Origin of the sequence: Bacteroides sp. f07 (assembly GCF_042854785.1) — a bacterium.
In the GTDB taxonomy this organism is placed as follows: Bacteria; Bacteroidota; Bacteroidia; order Bacteroidales; family Bacteroidaceae; genus Bacteroides.
This window is the reverse complement of the sequence record NZ_BAABXI010000001.1, coordinates 2,351,452-2,373,245: the sequence shown is the minus strand read 5'-3', so window position 1 is coordinate 2,373,245 and position 21,794 is coordinate 2,351,452. Positions and strand designations below refer to the sequence as shown.

At 42.0% G+C, this 21,794-nt stretch carries 13 protein-coding genes; 6 read left to right on the top strand and 7 right to left on the bottom strand.

Annotated features, from left to right (window positions below):
• Positions 1-43: 43 nt before the first annotated feature.
• Both ACGHVY_RS09570 and trpB read right to left on the bottom strand, forming a co-directional pair.
• Positions 44-1,450, bottom strand: coding sequence for an anthranilate synthase component I family protein (locus tag ACGHVY_RS09570; RefSeq protein WP_390598656.1), 1,407 nt, complete (start codon positions 1,448-1,450; stop codon positions 44-46).
• 47 nt (positions 1,451-1,497) lie between these two features.
• Positions 1,498-2,679, bottom strand: coding sequence for a tryptophan synthase subunit beta (trpB, locus tag ACGHVY_RS09565; RefSeq protein ID WP_390598654.1), 1,182 nt, complete (start codon positions 2,677-2,679; stop codon positions 1,498-1,500).
• Between the two features lie 359 nt (positions 2,680-3,038).
• On the opposite strand from trpB, the gene ACGHVY_RS09560 reads away from it, so the two are divergent.
• The 5 genes from ACGHVY_RS09560 (at position 3,039) to ACGHVY_RS09540 (ending at position 10,180) form a co-directional block, all read left to right on the top strand.
• A complete protein-coding gene (locus ACGHVY_RS09560) occupies positions 3,039-3,179 on the top strand; it encodes a hypothetical protein (RefSeq protein ID WP_390598653.1) in 141 nt (46 codons plus the stop codon).
• Positions 3,180-3,257: 78 nt separating this feature from the next.
• A complete protein-coding gene (locus tag ACGHVY_RS09555) occupies positions 3,258-4,403 on the top strand; it encodes an iron-containing alcohol dehydrogenase (protein ID WP_390598651.1) in 1,146 nt (381 codons plus the stop codon).
• 556 nt (positions 4,404-4,959) lie between these two features.
• Positions 4,960-6,819 (top strand): SLC13 family permease, encoded by a 1,860-nt coding sequence (locus ACGHVY_RS09550; protein ID WP_390598649.1) that lies wholly within the window; start codon positions 4,960-4,962, stop codon positions 6,817-6,819.
• 202 nt (positions 6,820-7,021) lie between these two features.
• The gene (locus tag ACGHVY_RS09545; protein WP_390598648.1) at positions 7,022-9,382 is read left to right on the top strand and encodes an LruC domain-containing protein; all 2,361 of its coding nucleotides are present in this window, start codon (positions 7,022-7,024) and stop codon (positions 9,380-9,382) included.
• Positions 9,383-9,601: 219 nt separating this feature from the next.
• Positions 9,602-10,180 carry an HdeD family acid-resistance protein gene (locus ACGHVY_RS09540; protein ID WP_390598647.1) on the top strand — a complete coding sequence of 193 codons (579 nt, stop codon included), beginning with the start codon at positions 9,602-9,604 and terminating at the stop codon, positions 10,178-10,180.
• A 104-nt stretch (positions 10,181-10,284) separates the two neighbouring features.
• Here the strand turns inward: ACGHVY_RS09540 and ACGHVY_RS09535 are convergent, their stop codons facing one another.
• From ACGHVY_RS09535 to ACGHVY_RS09515, 5 genes are read right to left on the bottom strand one after another with little or no spacing between them, the layout of a single operon-like run.
• Positions 10,285-13,257, bottom strand: a complete 2,973-nt coding sequence (locus ACGHVY_RS09535; RefSeq protein WP_390598645.1) for a M60 family metallopeptidase — start codon at positions 13,255-13,257, stop codon at positions 10,285-10,287.
• 37 nt (positions 13,258-13,294) lie between these two features.
• Positions 13,295-14,563 carry a discoidin domain-containing protein gene (locus tag ACGHVY_RS09530; RefSeq protein WP_390598643.1) on the bottom strand — a complete coding sequence of 423 codons (1,269 nt, stop codon included), beginning with the start codon at positions 14,561-14,563 and terminating at the stop codon, positions 13,295-13,297.
• A gap of 34 nt (positions 14,564-14,597) precedes the next feature.
• Positions 14,598-16,550: a RagB/SusD family nutrient uptake outer membrane protein gene (locus ACGHVY_RS09525; RefSeq protein WP_390598641.1), complete on the bottom strand. Its 1,953-nt coding sequence runs from the start codon at positions 16,548-16,550 to the stop codon at positions 14,598-14,600.
• Between the two features lie 40 nt (positions 16,551-16,590).
• Complete coding sequence (locus tag ACGHVY_RS09520; RefSeq protein ID WP_390598640.1) at positions 16,591-19,971, bottom strand: TonB-dependent receptor; 3,381 nt, start codon at positions 19,969-19,971, stop codon at positions 16,591-16,593.
• 43 nt (positions 19,972-20,014) lie between these two features.
• Complete coding sequence (locus ACGHVY_RS09515) at positions 20,015-20,950, bottom strand: FecR family protein (RefSeq protein ID WP_390598638.1); 936 nt, start codon at positions 20,948-20,950, stop codon at positions 20,015-20,017.
• 214 nt (positions 20,951-21,164) lie between these two features.
• Here ACGHVY_RS09515 and ACGHVY_RS09510 point away from each other — a divergent pair, with 214 nt between their 5' ends.
• Entirely contained in the window at positions 21,165-21,725 is a 561-nt protein-coding gene (locus ACGHVY_RS09510) for an RNA polymerase sigma-70 factor (protein WP_390598637.1), read from the top strand.
• The last annotated feature ends 69 nt before the right edge of the window (positions 21,726-21,794 follow it).

Here is a 21,794-nt window from a genome sequence, read left to right as displayed (position 1 = left end):
TCTTCGTAAAATTGTTGCTTAAATTATTTTCTTTGTTGCCCGTCTAATTCTTTAATTTTACAGCCAGATCAATTGCTTTTTTCAATGCTCCCAACTTATTGTTCACCTCTTGCAGTTCGTATTCGTCCTGGCTGTGTGCCACAATACCTCCACCAGCCTGAAGCCATAATTCATTGTTGCGGCTTACAAACGTGCGGATGGTGATAGCTTGATTCAGTTCGCCGTTTAGTCCGATAAAACCGACGCAACCGCCGTACGCTCCGCGGTTGTGAGGTTCGATTTCGCTGATTAGTTGCATGGCACGTACTTTCGGTGCACCGCTAAGTGTACCGGCCGGGAAAGTGTCGATAAATGTTTTTATTTTATCCGCCCCTTCATTCAGCACACCACTGACACGGCTTACCAAGTGGATGACATGACTGTAATATTGCGGTTCTTTGTAGAAAAGTACCCGTACATCATGGCAATTGCGTGAAAGATCATTTCTTGCGAGGTCTACCAGCATCACATGTTCGGCATTTTCTTTGGGATCGGCAAGCAACGCTTCAGTCTGTTCACGGTCTTGGACAACATTGCCGGTACGCCGGGTGGTGCCTGCAATCGGGTCGATATATGCACGCCCATTTTCAATTTTACAGTGTGTCTCCGGTGAAGAGCCGAAGATACGGAAGCTGCCGAAGTCGAAATAGAAAAGATAAGGGGAAGGATTAATGCTGCGCAGTGCCCGATAAACTTTGAAATCGTCCCCGGCATAAGGTTGGATGAATCTTCTGGAGATTACGATTTGGAAAACATCGCCGCGCATACAATGCGCAATTCCTTTGCGGACATTTGCTTTGTGCTCTTCGTCCGTGATAGGGCTGGTGACGGGGCCTGTCACTGAGAAATTGTAAGAAGCATAATTTCTGTTTTCGATGGCGGCTTCCAGTTCCGGCAGACCGCTTTCTTCTCCTTCGGATGCCATTTCTACTAGTGTCAATTCATTCTTGAAGTGGTTGAAGACAATGACATACTTATATAATATGTATAGTAAATCTGCTGCGTCGTTCTCTTCATCATGACTTTCTTTCACCGGGATGTGCTCGAAATACTTTACTGCGTTGAAAGTGGTATATCCGTAAAGTCCACATACATTTTTATTTTCTCCGGTCACTTGGAACTGGCTGATAAAACGATTCATGGCTTTTTCTACAGTGAATGTTTTAGTTAACGGCTCTTCGGTACGGCTGCCGTCCGGATAATTGGCTGTTACGATACCGTTGTTTACGCCGATGTTTGCCAGCGGGCAAAGAGCAATAAATGATAAAGAGTTCTCTCCGGCATGAAAATCGGAACTTTCCATTAATGCAGACTGCGGATACATATCGCGCACTTTCAGGTAGATGCTGACAGGAGTATGCATATCTCCGAGCACCTGTTTGCAATGGGTAGTATAATTAAATGTTTTCATTTTTATTAATCTTGAATTTTGATGGTCTGTCTATTAATCAGTTGTCGCTAATCGTTAAACGCTAGGTAAGTCTCGATGTCTTTGTCACCTCGTCCCGAAACCGTCAGTACAACCACATCTTCCGGTTTAAACTTCAGTTTCTTTAAAGCGCCTAGTGCATGTGCCGATTCCAGTGCGGGGATGATTCCTTCCAGTTTCGTCAGTTCGTAAGCAGCTTCTATGGCTTCATCGTCATTAATGGCCAATACGTTGGCACGTCTTTGTGCGGCAAGGTTGGCATGAATCGGACCGATTCCCGGATAATCCAGTCCGGCAGAAATAGAGTATGGCTCTTCAATCTGTCCGTCTTCGTTCTGAATGACGTATGTACGTGCTCCGTGGATGATTCCCATTTTTCCAAGTTGGATGGTAGCGGCGGTCATTCCTGTCTCTATACCTTTACCACCGGCTTCCGCCAGGATAATGCCTACCCGTTCGTCATTGATATAGTGGTAGATAGTTCCGGCAGCATTGCTTCCGCCGCCTACGCAGGCTATCAGATAATCGGGATAATCGCGTCCTTCTTTCTCCATGAGCTGTTTCTTGATTTCTTCGCTGATAACAGATTGCAGGCGTGCCACCATATCGGGATAAGGATGAGGGCCTACGGTGGAACCGATGATATAATAAGTATCGGCAGGATGACAGCACCAGTCACGGATCGCTTCGTTAGTGGCATCTTTCAGGGTCATGTTTCCCGAAGTAACAGGGATTACCGTAGCTCCCAGCATTTTCATTTTCTCTACGTTGACACGCTGGCGTTCTACATCCGTCTTTCCCATATAAACGATACATTCCATATCCATCAGTGCGCATACGGTAGCGGTTGCCACGCCATGTTGTCCGGCACCCGTTTCGGCAATGATACGTTTCTTTCCCATGCGGCGCGCCAGCAGGATTTGTCCGATGGTGTTGTTGATTTTGTGGGCACCCGTATGGTTCAAGTCTTCCCGTTTCAGATACAATTTGCAACCGTACTTTTCTGAAAGGCGCTTTGCCGGATAGAGTGGGGAAGGGCGTCCTACGTAGTCACGTAGCAATTGGTCGAACTCTTTCTTGAAGTCTTCACTTTCAATTACTTCGAGGTACTTATTCTTCAGTTCCTCTACACATTTGTGGAGAATCTCCGGCACGTAAGCTCCACCGAATTCTCCGTAATAGCCATCCTGGTCAACTAGAAAACTTTTCATAATCCTATCTTTTTTATGTTATTATTTGATTCTTGTTCAAAAACGGGTAAATAAAAAGAGCCCTGTCGCAAGCTGCGACAGGGCTCTTTCAAATCTGTTATATCTTTAATGAGGTATATACATACGAGCACTGCTCCCTTACGACTGTCGGAGTTGTAACGGGCGCCACCACCAATATGTATTTACTAATATAGTTCTCATTGTCTTTTGTTATTTTATGGGGGCAAATATAGACACTTTGTTTGAAACTGCAAACAAAATATTACTTTTTTTCTTTTTTGCCTTCATTTTTCTGATTATAGAACAATTTCGGAGCTGAACTGTTCTTATAAATATTGAATTTTTAAACAAAAACAAGTATGAAACAGAGAAAAGTCTTAGTAGGCATCGCTATTGCCATTTTCATTATATTATTGCTTTATTGGTTATTGGTGGCAGAAGATATGCAACCTTGGCTGTCGGCTATGGTTCTTTCCATTGCGCAACAATTTGTTGCCTGATTCTGAAAGGTTTCGGATAATTCGAGTATCTTTGTATGGATAGTGAATTATAACCGAAATAATAACAAGAGACAAGATATGGAAAATTTTATCTTTCAAAATCCCGTGAAACTGATATTGGGTCACGGGATGATTGCCCGGCTGGCTAAAGAGATTCCGTCCGACAAACGTATTATGATTACTTTTGGCGGTGGAAGCGTGAAGAAAAACGGTGTGTATAATCAAGTAAAGGAAGCGCTGAAGAATCATTTTACCATAGAGTTTTGGGGGATTGAGCCCAATCCTGCTATCGAAACTCTCCGTAAGGCGATTGCTTTGGGTAAAGAAGAGAAAGTAGATTATTTATTGGCCGTTGGCGGCGGTTCTGTGATTGACGGCACAAAACTGATTTCCGCAGGTATCCTGTACGACGGTGATGCCTGGGAGTTGGTACTTGCCGGACGTCCTGCCACCCATACAGTGCCGCTTGCTACTGTATTGACTCTTCCCGCTACCGGTTCGGAAATGAATAACGGGGCGGTAATTTCCCGTCGTGAGACAAAAGAGAAATATCCTTTCTATGCCAATTACCCGATATTCTCTATTCTCGATCCGGAAGTAACCTTTACGTTACCGCCTCATCAGGTGGCATGCGGACTGGCGGATACTTTTGTACATGTGATGGAGCAATATATGACTACTCCGGGGCAGAGCCGCGTCATGGATCGCTGGGCAGAAGGTATTCTGCAAACATTAGTAGAAATTGCACCGAAAATCCGTGAGAACCAGCACGATTATCAACTGATGGCTGACTTCATGCTTTCGGCCACCATGGCGCTGAATGGCTTTATTGCCATGGGGGTATCTGAGGATTGGGCCACTCATATGATTGGTCACGAGATTACTGCATTGCACGGACTGACTCATGGCCATACTTTGGCAATCGTTCTTCCTGCTACTCTGCAAGTGCTTCGTGAAGAGAAAAGTGATAAGCTGCTACAATACGGTGAAAGAGTATGGGGAATCACTTCCGGTACGAGAGAAGAACGGATTGATAAAGCAATCTGCAATACAGAAGAATTCTTCCGCTCACTGGGACTGACTACCCGTCTGCATGAAGAAAACATAGGGCAGGAGACTATCCTGGAAATCGAACGCCGTTTCAATGAGCGTGGTGTTGAGTATGGGGAGAACGGAACTGTGACAGGAACTGTTGCACGTAAGATATTAGAAACTGCACTTTGATTCTTTTTTATTTTTTGTGTTACCTTGCAAATGGTCTTATATTCATAGATGTTTATAAGCAGGGTTCACTTTCATTATAGCTGATCAGAATATACTATAAGCAAATTCCCTGTTAGCTATTAACTGTTGAATTGTCAGATGTTAATGTTTGATATGTAGGGTATTAATAGTTGAGGTACAAGGTATATATACCCTGCGTATTGGGGATATATACTCAATGTCTTAGCCATATATATCCAACATGCTGTATATATATGGCTGTCATAGCCATTACGAGTGAAAGGGGGAAGGATGGTGAAAGCCAATAAATCTGGCTTTTATTCATAATAACTGTTTCATTTTAAGTTGATTGAAGTGTGGTGAAGATAGTGAGTGCCCGGTAATCAACTTAATGTAGCTTATTAGTAAGTCACTTATGGTGCTGTTTGTTTCTTGTTTGGTGTTAGGACTGAAAACATATCTAATTTGTTTTTATCAAGTGGGAATATTTTCTATTTTTGTCTGCCTGAATTGGTCTTTGATAAAGTCAGAATAAAATAATCATTTAATTACACTTATGTTAATAACCATTATTATTCTCGTTCTTTCGGCTATCTTTTTCGTGAACGGTAAGATTCGTTCGGATATTGTGGCGCTCTGTGCGTTGGTGGCCTTACTCATTTTTCAGATATTAACCCCCGATGAAGCTCTTTCCGGTTTTTCCAATTCGGTAGTCATTATGATGATTGGATTGTTTGTGGTAGGCGGGGCTATTTTCCAGACAGGGCTGGCAAAAATGATAAGTTCCCGTATCCTTAAACTTGCGGGAACGAGTGAAACACGCCTGTTTCTATTGGTCATGCTGGTGACTTCTGCCATTGGTGCGTTTGTCAGCAATACCGGAACGGTGGCGCTGATGCTTCCTATTGTGGTCAGCCTGGCGATGAGTGCCGGAATGAATCCGAGCAGGTTGCTGATGCCGTTGGCTTTCGCAAGCAGTATGGGTGGTATGATGACTTTAATCGGTACTCCACCGAACCTTGTGATACAAAACACACTGACTTCAGCCGGGCTCGAACCGCTTTCTTTCTTCTCGTTCCTGCCGGTAGGTCTTGTTTGTGTAGCTGTCGGTACACTGGTGTTGATGCCGCTTAGTAAATGGTTTCTTTCCAAGAAAGGAAAGAAGGATGACAATTCCCGTTCGGGTAAATCACTGAAGCAATTGGTCAATGAATACGGACTTTCAAGTAATTTATTCCGTTTGCAGGTGATAGGGGAGTCACGTCTTTTGGGTAAGACGATTATTGATTTGGATATCCGCCGCAAATATGGGCTTAATATTATAGAAGTCCGTCGTGGGGATGCGTCACAGCATCGTTTTCTGAAAACTATCACGCAGAAGTTTGCGGCACCGGACACTGTGTTGCAGGCAGAAGATATTCTATATATAACGGGCGACTTTGAAAAGATTCAATTGTTTGCAGAGGATTATCTATTGGAAATATTGGACGACCATGCAACTGAGGAAACAAAAAGCTCAACAAATTCTCTTGATTTCTATGACATAGGGATTGCGGAAATAGTATTAATGCCGGCATCCAATTTGATAAACCAAACCATCAAAGAAGCCGGATTCCGTGATTTATTTAATGTCAATGTATTGGGGATTCGTCGTAAAAAAGAATATTTATTGCAGGATTTGGGTAATGAACGGATTCATAGCGGTGATGTTCTTTTAGTGCAGGGTACGTGGAACAACATAGCGCGTCTCAGCAAGGAAGATTCCGATTGGGTCGTTTTAGGACAGCCTTTGGCAGAGGCGGCTAAAGTTACTTTGGATTATAAGGCTCCGGTAGCTGCCGCTATCATGGTGTTGATGGTGGCAATGATGGTATTCGACTTTATTCCGGTTGCTCCGGTTACTGCCGTAATGATAGCGGGCATATTGATGGTCTTGACCGGATGTTTCCGGAATGTGGAAGCTGCCTATAAAACGATTAATTGGGAAAGTATCGTATTGATTGCCGCCATGCTTCCCATGTCTTTGGCTTTGGAGAAAACAGGGGCTTCGGAGTATATATCAAACACTTTGGTCAATGGTTTGGGGACTTATGGGCCTTTGGCATTAATGGCAGGTATTTATTTCACGACATCGTTGATGACTATGTTTATCAGTAATACGGCTACGGCAGTATTGCTTGCGCCGATTGCTTTGCAGAGTGCCATACAAATCGGAGTCAGCCCGGTTCCATTCCTGTTTGCCGTGACGGTGGGGGCAAGCATGTGTTTTGCTTCTCCATTCTCTACACCGCCTAATGCATTGGTAATGCCTGCCGGACAATATACTTTTATGGATTATGTAAAGGTTGGATTACCATTGCAGATTGTTATGGGGATTGTGATGATATTTGTTTTACCTTTAATCTTCCCCTTTTGATTAAAGAAGAAAAAATGAAGGCTGTATTGAATTGAAGTGCCCCCTAAAAGTTTTTGTCTAACTTTTAGGGGGCACTTCAGAAAAATATGGTCTTTTTTTATTTTATGTCTACAAATACAATTATCTTTGCTGGCAGATTATCAGCATATTAGGGGTGATCGATTTTTCGCATAAATAAAACGAACTAAAGCATTTAGAGATTATGAAACAAAACATTGCAAAAGCGTTGACCTTTTCGTTATTGGCAACCTCTGCCGCTTTTATCAGTTGCGTGGATAATGAGAAAAACCTGTTTAACGCAGACCAACTGAGACAGATTTACGAAGAAACTTTTCCGGTAAAGAATATCGATCCTGACGGAGATTGGACTATGGCCCGCAGTGTGACTGCGCACGTTGCGGTGGACGGTGATTTGGGAGAGGATTATCCGATACGGATATTTGATGCGAATCCGTTAAATCCGGAAAGCAATGCCAAACTGTTGGCGGAAGGTACTGTGAATCAAAACGCCTCTTTAGATGTCGTGATGGACTGTGCGACCGCACTCGATAAAGTATTTGTTGCACGTGTGGATAAGGAAGGACATTATCTTGTGCAGCCGGTAACGATTCAAAATGGGGAGGTAAGAGCTTATTTCGGAGATAAAGATATATCTGCATGTTCTACGTCACGGGGTGTGACAATGGGAGGAATACCTACCATGGAAGCTCCTTATACAGCAGAGTTTATTGCTGGTAAAATGACAGAAGCTACTGTTATACAACCAGGATGGGATCTTGGTGCAGACGCTGGATGGGGTGGTAACTATGACCAATTTCCTGTTTTCGGCCAAAGTGAGCGTTGGTTTAAGATTGGGGAAGGAAATACTTTTAAAGCAGGATTTAAGAATAGCGGAACTAGTGGGGGAGCTCAGACAGTGAAAGTAATTATTCCCAATAATAGCACGTGGGTTATTAACAATTCGGTTCAGTTTGATAATATCACAGAGGTTATAGTAGAAGATGGAGGAAAAATAGAAATAGATGATGATGCAAGTTTAATATTAACTGCCGCTTCATATATGACTGTGTTGAAAGGTGGAAGTATCAAAGGTGATGGAGATATCCGAATAACAAATGGTTCTGCTGGATGCAAGAACTACAATGCGGGAAATATTAATTGTTCGGTTTTAGATTTTAATGGGGGTGTAGGTGAATTCTATAATTATGGAGAACTTGAATTGGATAAGTATATGGCTTCTACCAATGGCATGATGTTGGTGAATCATGGTTTTATTGGGGCTGAAGACATAGAGGGGAACAATAATACGTCTATCAAAAATGGCTGTCATATCAAAGTCGAAAATAAATTCCAGTTTGGTGAACTGCTGATGGGGCATACTTCTGAGGCTATTTGCGGAGAACTAAGCAGAAATGGGAGTAATGGCAAGATTGAGATGGAAGCACAGTCTATGTTGGTTTGCGAGAAGGCTGATTTATGCAAATATATTTTTGGCCCTACTGTTGGAAAGGCTTTATTGAAGATTGATGAAATAGTAGGTAATGTTTCAGAATTGCCATATTCCGATTTTAAAATAACGAATAATATTATTTGCGAAATAAAAGACCAGACATCTCACGGTACGGCACAATGGGAATGGTCTGCTTTTGATTGGCTGGTGTATAAGGGATTGCAAAACTCCGCTACCTATTGCAATCCGGGAAAAGCTGATTTTTTGCTTCCTGCTGATGAGGATAAAAATGGATGTATAAGAGAAGGTTATGATTCTGATGATAACCCCGACGATGTAGAGATTAGAAATGCCGTTTATTCTTATGCTTTCGAAGATAATTATCCGAAAGCAGGCGACTATGATTTCAATGATATTGTATTAAACGTGACTTTGCCCACTGCCGGTAATGAAGTGAAAGAATTAAAATATACAGTTGACCTTCGGGCAGTTGGTGCCGTGAAGCAATTGGGTGCCGGATTAAGAATACTGGGAATAAATAAGAGTAATGTGGAAGCGGTGGACTTTGGTGCGGGCGCAACTCAACGAGCCGGTTCCTTGTCTGCTTCCCGTATATTTGAAAATGCGTCATATGAGACGAATGGCAGTGAACTTGTCATACCTTTGTTTGGGGATGCACATTATGTATATGGGTATACAGGCACACAACGTCCTATGCTGAATACTGGAAATGCAAGTACATCTCTTACAGATGTATATACTCTTGAGATGACGGTTAAACTTAAAAATGCCGTATCCATTCCGAGTGTGACAAATAATTTAGACTTCTTCATAGCCTATCAGGGGACTGGCGAAAAAAGGACGGAAGTTCATTTGAACCAATTTAACTCGGCAACAGCGAACGGTCAGTTGGCAGATAGTAATGTACTTGAGGTTATCAAGGCTGTCAATAATACATGGGCTCTTTGTGTCCCCGATAAATTTGCTTATCCGACAGAAAGAACTGTGATAACAGAGGCGTATGGTAAGTTTGCGGATTGGGCACATGATCAGAGTACTAATACAGATTGGTATGTTACGTCTTCGAACAGCGACAAGGTGATAAACTACTAAATTTTTCCTCTTTTATTTTTCCGCTTTCATCTTTATGGAGCAAACGGACAGCAAGGTAAATATTGTCATCAGTCTGGTCGTCCAATTGTGAGATGCGATAGCTATAGTGAATTTGTTACGAACTTATTACAATGTTTATTTGTTATTTTTATATATCAGTAGAAACACTTATATTCGCAAAAGTATTGAAACAGACTAGGTGAAAAAAATATAGAATTTATGAAAACAATTAATTATTCCCTTATTCGTATTCTCTTTGCACTCGTGATAGGTTTGGTCCTGGTGATTTGGCCGAATGCGGCTGCCAGTTATATTGTTATTACAGTGGGAGTCGCTTTTTTGATTCCTGGTGTTATTAGTCTTTTTGGTTATTTCGGACGGAAAAGGGTGGAAGATGAAGTCGTTCCACGTTTCCCGATTGAAGGAATCGGTAGCTTGTTATTCGGACTTTGGTTGATTGTAATGCCTGAGTTTTTTGCGGATGTCCTGATGTTTTTATTAGGGTTTATTCTGATTATGGGTGGTGTGCAACAGATTGCTTCTCTGTCTGCGGCTCGTCGCTGGATGCCTGTTCCCGGAGCATTTTATCTGATTCCTGTTTTGATTCTTCTTGCAGGTATCGTTGCTTTGTTTAATCCGACAGGTGTGCGCAATACTGCATTTATCATTATCGGTATCAGCAGCTTGGTTTATTCGCTTTCTGAGTTGATAAACTGGTTCAAGTTTGCGCGCCGCCGTCCACAGACTCCGATGTCACATAACGATGACGATATTGAGGATGCAAAGATTATCGAATGATTTTGATATTATTTTAAAGAGGCTTAAAAACAAAGGACTACTCCATTTAAAATATGGAATAGTCCTTTTTCATATATAATAGTGTCTTGTGTTAGTCGGGTATTCTAATTCACTTTAATACTCTTTCGGGCACCATCTGCTTGAACAGCCCATAATTTCACTTCACTCGTTTTAATATTGTCGGGAAGAGTGAACTTGAAGTCGTTGGAGAAATAAACGAGTTCCCCATCACTACTGTTTCCTTTTCTGACCTCAAATGCAACGGCTTTGTTTCCTACATTTGAAGCTACGGTGATTTCTTTTCCTGATATAGTAGCGGTTACGTCATCGTTATTGAATGTTGCGTTTGTTCCTTGGAACTGCGTATAATAACCGACATCGCCGGACTCCTTATCACGATATTCGTTAAGACCCGATTCGAACCATGCTTTCTTCCGGTCTTCGATATACTGGATAGGAGCCGCTTTCTTATACTTGGAAATGCTCGATTTCGTTGTATTAATCATACTTTCTGTAACCGTGTAGGTGAATGTACCGTACTGTTCGATTTTTAGGTCATCTACTGGTGTGAAGAATCCCCAAAAGTCAAAGAAATCGGTTAAGTCTTCCTTAGCTGTTTCACATACGGCTTCTACAAACATCATTTGTGATTTACCCGGATTACTTTCCGTATAAACTCCGGCATATTTTTCACGCATCTTGGCAAATACCTCAGGCCAGAAGTTTTTATTGTCTTTGCATAGATGATAATAGATGAATAATTGCCAGTACATACGCATATGTATTTCCGTATCCTCATTTTGATGCGTAGCTTCTCCGAATGTAACCCATGGATCATTGTCTACGAATCGTGTCTTTGCGACACGGCAAAGTCCATACCCCCGTGAATGATATTTCCCCATCTTGTAGATGACATAATTGGAGAATAAGTTGTTGGATGATTCGGAACATCCCGGCCAGTTAATCGCTTTTTGATGGATATGTCCGATTTCATGCGCAGGTCCCCAGGCATTGTCTTCTTTTGCTTTTACGTTTTCAGGCAACAGGATATTTTCGAGATAGGTATATACAAATCCTACTCTGTATTCAGACTGCCACATATAGCTGCCTTCGGGTGAAATGGCAAAGATATGATTATTATATTTTTTGCGTAAGTCACCATTAAAGCCCATTATCTCATGCTCCCAACCGACAATATCGTCCCATAAGTTAATAGCTGCCACAATATTGTTAGGTGCTACTTTCCTTAGTTCCGATGTATGGAAGTAGAATATGATTTCTTTTCCCCGTACACCGAAGTATTTGTAATTTGCCTTATCAAGTAGTTCTGTATATTTAGCGTCTGTTTTATCCGTTTCCAAATCGAAGAATCCACTGACCTTTCCGCTTGCATAAGGGATATGTACACGGATAGGTTGGTTTTGCGCATTGGTAGGATCGGCTGTATATAAGATAAAGAGCATACCTGTTTTATCTATTGCGACCTTATTGACTCCTTTGGTCAGTTGAATCGTTTGAGCTGTGGTAGGAGATTCTGTTTGTACATACGCTCCGTTATCACTATTGACTGTTTCTTCTCCAAGTACTTGAAGAGAGATTTCATTATTATGTGTATTGCCTACCAATACAATGATGTTGTCTCCTGCCTCTACATGTATGCCTGTAATGTTATCCTGGTTACCATATTTCTTTATTAACATGGCATCGGCTGTTTGGAATACATCGCTGTATGGATTGTAATCCTGGATACGGAATTTCTTTTCCCAGTCGGTATAAGTCCCTTCCTTGATTTGGAAAGCCAGTTGTGCAAAGTATCCGGGCAGGCTGTTTATGTCATCGTCTGTAACATTGTCATTCAACTCGCAACAGGTGATGTCTTTGAAAACTCCCAATAGTTGTGCATCAAGATGGGAAGCATTGCTGCGATAGAATTCCATTTCATTACAGGCGGCACCTGCTCCGTATGATTCTTCCACTGCTATCTTAATACCCGTTACTTGCTGCAAGCGTTCCGGCAGAATAAGTTTTTGGGCACTTTGTGTTTCTTGTAGTGTATATTCTTTGTTTACTTCTATCCATTTTTTACCTGTTGATGGAGAGGTTGTAGGACGTTCGCTATCCTGATTGAAAGAAATAATATCTTTGCTATCAAGATAATACACTTTCACTTTCTTGAATTTATTGTTGTTATTGGCGTAATACACGATATAGTCCATATCTTGTGTTCCATCAAAATAGAATTCCAGGATTACGGGGAATTCAATGGGGTCAAACCAATGTGTATGATAAGGTGCGTCATTTCCCAGTGCTCCGTCGTATGAGTTCTTGATTGGCTGGCTAGGATGTTCCGAACTTGCCCATGCGTTACCTGGCTTAATTTTTATATCTTCTCCAACCTCAACATCTCCCGCGTCTGTAGAACGTTTCCTTTGAGTAATGGGAAGCTCTGCCGTAGGATGTTCCTCTTCGTTTCCTGTACCTGTGAATATGATGGTAGAAGAACGCTTTTTCATTTCGATATTACTTTGTACAGTAAGTATGTACTTGCTGTCTATCATGGTGCGTGTAAGGTCTTCCATCGGTGCTTCACTTATTGAAAGCCAAGTCTTGTCTTCTTCAGGAATATCCCATTTGAAACTGGACACATTCGTAGTGATTACCAATTCATAATTATTTTTTGTGTCGGATAGGTTATCCAGTTTTTCAGGACTTACGAGGATAGCCGGTTGAGTTCCGAGTTGCTTCACTGTGATTGTTTCTGTAATTCCGCTTGCTTTCAGGGTAAGTTTGGCTTCACGCAGGTTCAGTTCATTGTTTTCGTCCAATGCCAAACGGAACATCTGCGGATTACTACTGATACGGTGCGCGTCGCACCAGTCTTTATCAGATGTGATAGTCCAGTCTTCACAGTTCGTTTCTATTTTTATGTTTTCCCTTTGAACGTCTTTCAAGTAATGCAGCGATTGGGCTATCTCCGGTATTCGGAGATAGGGGGCTGCTTCACTTCTTTCATCGTCATCGGAGCAGGCGGTGAAAAGAAAGAGGGAGCATAATAGAGTGAATAAAATTTTCTTCATTGTGTTTTGATTAATTGGTTTATTATAATATTCAAGGTTACTCATCGTTTTTAGCAGGGTCTTTAATAAGGATACCAAATTCACCCATACAAAGGTTTTGCGGGTTTTCTGTAAATTCACTGTTCAGCGGGTCCCATAGACACAAACGAATCTGCTTGGTCCGGTAAATCTGCTCAAGGTCGAAGTTCTGTTTTGCCAGATAAGCAGTACCCAAATTATCCTTATCCGTCGCTCCTTCATTCGTTAAAGTTCCTTCCGGAATGACCATTGTATATTCTTCGGAATCTTCTGTTTTCACTTCAATGGAAAAGTGCTGAACCAAGCGCCAATAACCCATAGAATTGCTTTGTCTTTGTTGTAGGATTACTCCTACCATATCTTGCTCTTCCGGTAGTGTGATGTCAATTATGTATTTATCGAGGAAGATTGCCGGATTCCAGCTACATGCCCAGAAGGTATTAATATTACCGTCTATCAATGAACTGACAGGCCCTTCGCTTTCTTGTACGGATTCGCAAGTTGCTGTCCAACCTGCTTTGTCCTTGGCTTCCCACAATTCCTGAGTGTAGAATTTGACCACATTGAGAGTGCCGTTATACTTTCTCACCCATTCTTTTCCGATAGCTGATACCGTACCGTACTCTACGGTACATTCACCGGAATTTTCCAAGATAAATTCTGCATGGTGTATTCCCAAATCAATGTTTTTGGTTTCCACAATATCCTCTCCGAATTTGAATCTGAAAAACACCTTGTCGGAAGTGGAACTGGTTTTGATTTGAGGCTCTTTCCATTCCAGTATCACTTTTCGTCCGCCTTTTGCAGAGATACTTACTGCAAAAATAGAGTCGGGAGTACATTGCTTGTAATCCAATGGAGTGATGGAACGGCTTCCCAAATCAATGCGGTTATTATCATTATTGTAAGCATAGAAATGCAATGCATATTCCTGGTTTACTAAATCTTTGATAACCATCTTTACCGATTCTCCATTTTCGTTGAGAACCGGGTTTCCGTCTTCGTCTTTTACGAATGGAGTAACCAATTCGCTTCCGTAACGGCTGACATTATAAGAACGAGGTTTGTTATCATGGTCTGTAAATTCTATGTGAAGGAAGACAAAGTTATTGTCTTCCGGGTCAGGGGTCCATTCCACTTCGCATCCGCCGTTGATAGGGGTGAGTGCGATGTCGTTGATGTCGATTGTCTGAGGTTTGTTCTTAAAATCATCGTCAGAACAGCTGGCTATTGACAATATTCCCAGACTGGATAAAGCCAAAGCGGTCATATAAATATATTTTTTCATAACTGATTTTCTTTTCATCTAAATCGTTTAAAGATTAATATCCTGGTGCTTGTATCAGGTTCTCGCTTTTGTCCGCTTCTTCATAATAAAGAGGCATTAAGTACAAACGGTCGTCCCATGATACTTCTGTGTATTCGGGCATTACTGTCTCCTGGTTGAATTGCGTAAAAGTCGGACCTACATAGCCTACCATATTCAATCCGTGAAGTCCCTTGCCCATAATTTCCTTGCCTTTCAACCAGCGTCTCATATCGTAGAAACGGATGCCTTCACCATAGAACTCGATGAATCGTTCCCTGCGTACCCACTCTGTCATGTCGTCTTTGCCTTTGGTCACATCACTTGCCTTTAAGGCATTGATACCTGCGCGGGTACGAACCGGATTGATTGCTCCTAAGAAATTATCTTCTTCTCCTAAGGCTGCATAACACTCTGACAGGTTCAGATATAGTTCCGCCATACGGATAATAGGACGTGGGGCAGTTAACGAACCGTTGTTGTCCGAGCCGTTTTCGCTATATGCAAGTCCGGGGTGAGCCCATTTTTGGCAAAGGAAACCTGTGCGGCAATAATCTCTGCTTGAGATGCTGGGATTATATCCTTGTGCTTCCGAATCTCTCATTTTCAGTATGATTGGTGCGTTTTTTACAAGTTTGGTTCCGTATTCTCCGCCGCTGAAAGCCATCCAGGCGTAGAAACGTGGTTCACGATGGGTGTTTAACTTAATGATTTCATTGGCATTAAGCTCTCCCGAGTAGGAGGGTTCACTGTTTATAATGTTTTGTCCGGCAATGTCGTACCATTCGTCCTGAGGATAGAAGCGGCTCTCGTCGGTAATGGGATAACCATCTTTGGTATAGAACTGTTTGATAGCTTCGAGTGTAGGAGATACGCCTGACCATCCGTCCTGCCATGTGTTATCTGTCTTTTTAAACATTCGGCGAGGAAGACAACCATTGACAATGCTGCTTTGGTCGGCAAGTCCCCAAACAACTTCCTGACATTTGCCTGTGGCATTTGCACGTGATAGCAAAGCATAACGCATGCGGAATACATATTTCATAAAGTCTTTTTGGCTGGCATCTACATTTTTCAGTTCGTCGAAGTTGGATTCCTGGTAGAGTTCGAGATTCTGGCGCAGGGCGAAATCCAATGCTTCCTTGCAAGCGTCTCTGGCATCTATCCATTTTTGCTCGCTATATACAGGGCTGACAAGCTGTTTCCCATATCCCGGAGTTTCCCAACGGCTATTTTCCCATTTTAACCGTCCTGATTCGTACAGTTTATTTCCATTCCATTGGGGAGATGCCGCATAAAGAAGTACCCGCGCTTTGATAGCTTTTGCCACCACTTTATCTACACGTCCCCAGTCTCCACCTGTCCAGCGGTCGGGCAGGTTAGGCATTGCTTTATCTATTTGGTCGGTAATGAACTTCGTCACGGCGTCATAGTGTGAACGTCCCGGCATATCGTCGCCCGTCACATCTGACGGATATGCATGGTCCATGATGGGGCAGGGACCATATTTGCGTAATACCATAAAATGGTAGTAACCTATAAGGAATTCCGCTTCCGCTCTCCATGTGGTGCGTTGTTCGTCTGTCAGGTTGGGGGCTTTGTCTACTATTTCTAAAAATAAGTGACATGTGCGGATAGGGTCATATCCGCAATAACGCCAGGTCCAACCACCGCCGGTAGCTGACGAGCGTTGGTTGGTTTGTATATTATAGGCGTCTCCGTTCCAGTTGGGCGGAAGTACATATTCGTCGGTGGATGCTACATCTTCGTTGTAGTAGTCCACCGGATTCCACTTTTTCAATCCGCTATAACAAGAATATAGGTAGGCTAATGTAAGTTCCGGCTTTTTGTAAGCGTCGTCAAGGGTAGCTTGTTCTACAGGCACTACATCCAGGTAATTACATGATGTAAGGCTGGTTGTCATTACGGCTGCTCCGATAATGAATTTATAAAGTATATTTGATTTCATATATAGATTTCTTGTATTTTATACTATTTGAAAATTTCTTTTAGAAATTGAGTTGCATGCCTATGCTGAAGGTACGTGACAGCGGGTAAGCGTTCCAACTCAATTCCGGATCCCATAATTTGAATTTGCTGAATGTCAGCAGATTATTTCCAATCAGATAGATACGTCCGTATTTGAAAGTATAACCGAGCTCGGCATTTTTCAGACGCATATATGAGCCGTCGCGCAACCAGTAGCTGCTGTTTTGGCGGTTGTTGTTTGCGTCATCACGGTATTCGAGACGGGGATAAGCTGCGTCTGGGTTGGGATTGGATTCGCTCCAATAATCATCCGCAATAAATTGCAGAACATTCTTTCGGGTATTTCCGAACGGGTGGATACCACTGACCATGATTTTCCGTTGTGCCGCCCCTTGGAAGAAGAACCCGAGGTCGAAATTTTTGTAGCGTATGGTGGAACCGAAGCCATACATGATGCCCGGAGTGGAACCATAAGGGGAGAGTTCACATTGGTCGGAGCCGTCTATAATTCCATCTCCATTCATATCCTTATACTTAATATCACCTGGCATCGGTGAGTTACCGAATTTTTGTGTCGGGCTGTTGTCAATGTCTGCTTGGTCAACGAAAAGACGCTCGGCAACGTATCCCCATGTACCGTTCAGAGATTTTCCGTCATGGCGGCGATATTCTTCTGCACGATATGCTTCGTCAGAATATACTTGAGTGGCACGGTTATAAGTAAATGTACCTCGCAGGTCGAAACTCCAGTTTTTGCCAATCTCTTGTACGTAGTTCATTGCAATTTCCAACCCTTTGTTTTCTACCTTACCGATAGAAGCCCAGGGTTTAGCGTTTTCATATCCCAAATATTCGGGGAAACGTTCACGACGGAGCAGGATATTGCTTCTGTTATCTTTAAAGATATCGATAGTCAAAGATAGTTTGCTGAATAATTCGAGGTCAACACCTAAGTTTAGTTTTTCCGCCCGTTCCCAGGTTGCATTTGTCACGCCATATTGTGTGACGGCAGGACCTTTGTAAGTAACGTTCATATCTACTCCAGTAGTGTATTGGTGATTGTCATCATTCAGATTTACATTAGTCAGATAAATGAAGTGGGGACCTTTAGCTCCGGTACGTATATCTGTCGTTCCTGTTTCATCATTACCGACTAACCCCCATGAACCTCTGATTTTAAGGTTTGTGACAATTCTGTTTATTGGCTCGAAGAATTTTTCATTGCTGATGACCCAGCCTGCTGCAAAGGAAGGGAACATTTCGAAGCGGTGACCAGAAGCCAGACGCTCGGTTCCGTTATAACCGAAATTGGCCTCGAACAAGTAACGCTGGTCATAAGCATAGGTGAAACGGCCGGATATTCCCTGATTACGGGTAGGTAATGGGTTGACACGGTATTCACGTTGTAGGTAGAGTAACATCGCTGATAGGTCGTGGATTCCTTTGAAATTGCGTGACCACTCCAAGGCTGCCTGAAACTGGAAAGTACGGTCGGCAGATTTTTCAGGGTCGGATTGAGTGATGAAGTCCTTTCCGCTAGTACCTACACGTTCTAAGGTATAGTTTGCGGCTTCAGGGTCATATGGATCATAAGAACCTGTTTTTGCCATGTAATAATAAGGTTCGATTGTGCGGGTGAAGTAAGATTTCGACCAGTTTTTAAAACTGATTAATCCGGTCAGTTTAAGTCCTTTGGTGATAAAGTCCAACTCCTGTTCTGCTTTGACTGTGGTTAGGATGGTTGATTGAAAATCTTCTCCATAGGTGGTCATTAAGTCTGCATATGGATTTTTGTATAGCAAGTTACCTGTATAGAATGCATTACCGAATAACATATGATCAACTCCGGAAGGGGCGACACTACTTGGATAGTAAGCGGGGAAGTTAACAGGATTGGCCGATAACATTTCTGCAAATAAATCGGTTGTACTGGTTTTTGGACCACCGCTATTGCGGAGTTGAGCATTCATTCGTAATTGTATTTTTGTAGTAGGAGTGAGTTTATAATCCACATTACTTTGGAAAGTATAACTCCATACGTTTACGTTATTGTCGAATGAATAAAGTTTCTTGTTATTCAAGACACCGGAGTCGTGGTTTGCTTGTAAACTCAAGTAGTAGTTTGCCTTTGAACCACCACCACTGACATTGATGTTTGCCCGTTGGCTCATAGACATATTCTTAAACATCAGGTCTTTCCAATTGACATTAGGATATACGTACGGATTCTTGTTGGCACGGGTGTTGTTAATCTGTTCCTGTGTGTAAAGCAGGCCGTCATAAGTTCCGGTACGGGTATAACGTGCTTCGTTGGCCATTTCCATGTAGGTGACTCCGTCTACAAAATCTGGGAAACTCATAGGCACATTGAATGAGTTTTCCACACTGACATTGATACGGGTCTTTTCGTTTTCCTTTCCGGATTTTGTCGTTACCAGCATTACACCGTTTGCACCGCGTGCACCATAGATTGCCGTGGCGGAAGCATCTTTCAGAATAGAAAAGCTTTCAATGTTTTCGGCAGGAATGTAATTCAGGTCTGTGGAACTGATTTCCACTCCGTCTAACATGATTAACGGAGTGGCACGTCCGCCAAATGTTCCGATGCCGCGAATGTAAAATTGCGAGGCATCCTTGCCCGGTTCTCCGCTGGAAGTTGTGGCGATTACGCCTGCCAGACGTCCGCCGAAAGAGTTGGTTAATGAGGAAGTGGGAACTTTCAGCGAAGCGGCTTTGACGTTGGTGATAGAGCCTACTACGGATACCTTTTTCTGCGTTCCGAATCCTACGACCACTACCTCATTCAGCAACTCGCTGTCGGATGGTAATTCGATTTTTATGACTCCCATGTCCTCAACGGCTTGTTCTACTGTCTTATACCCCATATATGATACTACCAACACATCTTTACTGCTGTTGACGCTGATACTGAAATTACCGTCCAGGTCAGTGATAGTACCGACATCGGTTCCTTTTAGTTTTACGTTTGCGCCGACTAAGGTTTCTTTTGTGTTCGCATCAAATACTGTACCCGTCACAGTACGCTTCTTTTGTTTGGTTTGCTGGGGCGCTACCGGAGCACTTTTTACTTTTAAGACGACTTCATTGCCATCAATCATATATTCTATATTCGTGTTCTTGAATATTTCATTCAAGACCTTTTCAATAGAACCTTTACAATCAATGTTCTTTTTTCCCATTTCTTTGAGCAATGTCGCATTGTAGAAAAAGACGTAGTTGCTGTGTCTTTCAATTTGTTGGATTGCTTCTTTGACACTGAGGGATTCTCCTTTCACTGCTATTTGCCCATAAGCGGCAAACAAAGTAATCGGATAAAGCAGCAGTGCCAAGATGATACATTTTACGTACCGTTGCTTGGTTGAGAATGTTTTGTTCTCCATGCTTTTAGATTTTTAGTTATTTAAATGATTAATAAAAAAGATATTAGTAAATGAGAATTTCTTCTCCTTTTTTCTCGACTTTCAAGCTCATGCTGTAACATAGTTTCTTGATTACATTTTCCAAAGTCTCATCATGGTAGAGGCTTCCCGAATATTTATATTTCTTATTCACATCTTTGCCAAGAGTGATTTGCGAACCATATCTGTCGTTGATAATTTCTATTAGTTGTGTTAGTGTGATGTCCGTAAACAGATAACGTCCGTTTTCCCAATTCATATGTTCTACTTTTTCCACTGTTATGTCTGCAGTCTCCGGGTCATAGATTATTTTATCCAACGGATTCATGGCGATACATTGGTTGGTGGACTGGATATTGAATTCTACTTTTCCTTCAAACAGGGCTACTTCATTTTTATTGTACTTGTTCTTTTTGATTTGAAAAGAAGTTCCTTTTACTTCGATAAACGCTTTGGGAATATGTACTATAAAATGTTGTTTCTTTCCTTTGGTCACATCGAATAACGCTTCGCCTTCCAACCAGACTTCCCTTTGGCTCTCGAAGTTTTTTGCGTAACGTATATTGCTGCCTGTCTTCATCCATACTTTTGAACTGTCAGGAAGCATATACATCAAGGCCTTGTCGGCAGTGAAACCGATATACTCTGTTGTACTTTCCCAATTTTGTTTTAAAAGCCATAAACTTCCCGCCATGACAAACAAAATGATGGAAGCGGCAACAGCAAAGCGTTGGAAGGAGAATTGATAGCGGGTTGGTTTTGCAGGCTTTCTACATTTTTCGAGACGTTTCCATACCCGTTCTCCCATTTCCCGGTCTTCGGGATTTTCCGCAGCGTGTCTCCATTGCCGTTTCATCCTTTCTTCTACCAATTTGTCTCGGGACAACTTTTCTTTTTCTTCCCAACTGAGTTTGTCAGCCAGTAAGCCTTTAATTAATTTGTTTACCTCTTTTTTTTCCATTCTTTTTCTGCTTATCTACATTAAATACTCGCAACTATATTTTAACCCTCCCTTAAAAAGAACTTTTTTTCGGAAGGGTGAATTTTATGTTTGAATTGGGGACTTTTGGTATGGTATAGAGGAATAATTGGGGATGGGCGTATAATAATTTTAGCGTTTATATACTCATATTTAATATTAGTACTTATATTTGCGCCTGTAATTAATAAATCTTATGACAGACCGTGAATTGATAGCTGCACTGAAAAAAGGTGATAATGACGCATTTTCTATAATATATAAAAGATATTGGGGAAAGGTTTGTAACTTTTCCCGTCTTTATATTACTTCGGATGCAGATATTGAGGATATTGTCCAACAGGTGTTTCTGAAACTCTGGAATTATCGTGAATCTTTAAAAGAAAATGAAAGTTTTGAGGGATTTCTTTTTATAGCCACCCGCAATCTTATCTTTAGCCATATGCGGAAAAGTTTTAATGAGAACGCTTATAAGCTGACAGTTTTGGATACTATCACTGAAAATGGTAATGATTGGCATGGGATTCAAGAGGAGATAGAGGCACATGAATTGGGAGAATACATAGAACAGTTGTTGAAGGAGCTTTCTCCCCGCCAACAGGAAATATTCCGATTGAGCCGTAAGGAAGGGTGCACCAACCGTGAAATCGCAGAGAAACTTGCTATTTCAGAAAAGACGGTGGAAAAGAATATGACTATCACTCTGCGTTTCTTAAGAGAGAACATACGCCTGTTGATTATCTTCTTGAGTGTGTAGGGTATAAAAAGAAGAGGACTGCCTCACGGCACCCCTCCACTGCAAACTTAAAACAACCAACAAAAGAAG

Excerpts from the sequence above, each read along its gene's own strand:
- ACGHVY_RS09535 (WP_390598645.1), bottom strand. The coding sequence starts at position 13,257 with ATGAAGAAAATTTTATTCACTCTATTATGCTCCCTCTTTCTTTTCACC.
- ACGHVY_RS09515 (WP_390598638.1), bottom strand. The coding sequence starts at position 20,950 with ATGGAAAAAAAAGAGGTAAACAAATTAATTAAAGGCTTACTGGCTGAC.
- ACGHVY_RS09550 (WP_390598649.1), top strand. The coding sequence starts at position 4,960 with ATGTTAATAACCATTATTATTCTCGTTCTTTCGGCTATCTTTTTCGTG.
- ACGHVY_RS09530 (WP_390598643.1), bottom strand. The coding sequence starts at position 14,563 with ATGAAAAAATATATTTATATGACCGCTTTGGCTTTATCCAGTCTGGGA.
- ACGHVY_RS09555 (WP_390598651.1), top strand. The coding sequence starts at position 3,258 with ATGGAAAATTTTATCTTTCAAAATCCCGTGAAACTGATATTGGGTCAC.
- ACGHVY_RS09525 (WP_390598641.1), bottom strand. The coding sequence starts at position 16,550 with ATGAAATCAAATATACTTTATAAATTCATTATCGGAGCAGCCGTAATG.
- trpB (WP_390598654.1), bottom strand. The coding sequence starts at position 2,679 with ATGAAAAGTTTTCTAGTTGACCAGGATGGCTATTACGGAGAATTCGGT.
- ACGHVY_RS09560 (WP_390598653.1), top strand. The coding sequence starts at position 3,039 with ATGAAACAGAGAAAAGTCTTAGTAGGCATCGCTATTGCCATTTTCATT.
- ACGHVY_RS09520 (WP_390598640.1), bottom strand. The coding sequence starts at position 19,971 with ATGGAGAACAAAACATTCTCAACCAAGCAACGGTACGTAAAATGTATC.
- ACGHVY_RS09540 (WP_390598647.1), top strand. The coding sequence starts at position 9,602 with ATGAAAACAATTAATTATTCCCTTATTCGTATTCTCTTTGCACTCGTG.
- ACGHVY_RS09570 (WP_390598656.1), bottom strand. The coding sequence starts at position 1,450 with ATGAAAACATTTAATTATACTACCCATTGCAAACAGGTGCTCGGAGAT.
- ACGHVY_RS09545 (WP_390598648.1), top strand. The coding sequence starts at position 7,022 with ATGAAACAAAACATTGCAAAAGCGTTGACCTTTTCGTTATTGGCAACC.
- ACGHVY_RS09510 (WP_390598637.1), top strand. The coding sequence starts at position 21,165 with ATGACAGACCGTGAATTGATAGCTGCACTGAAAAAAGGTGATAATGAC.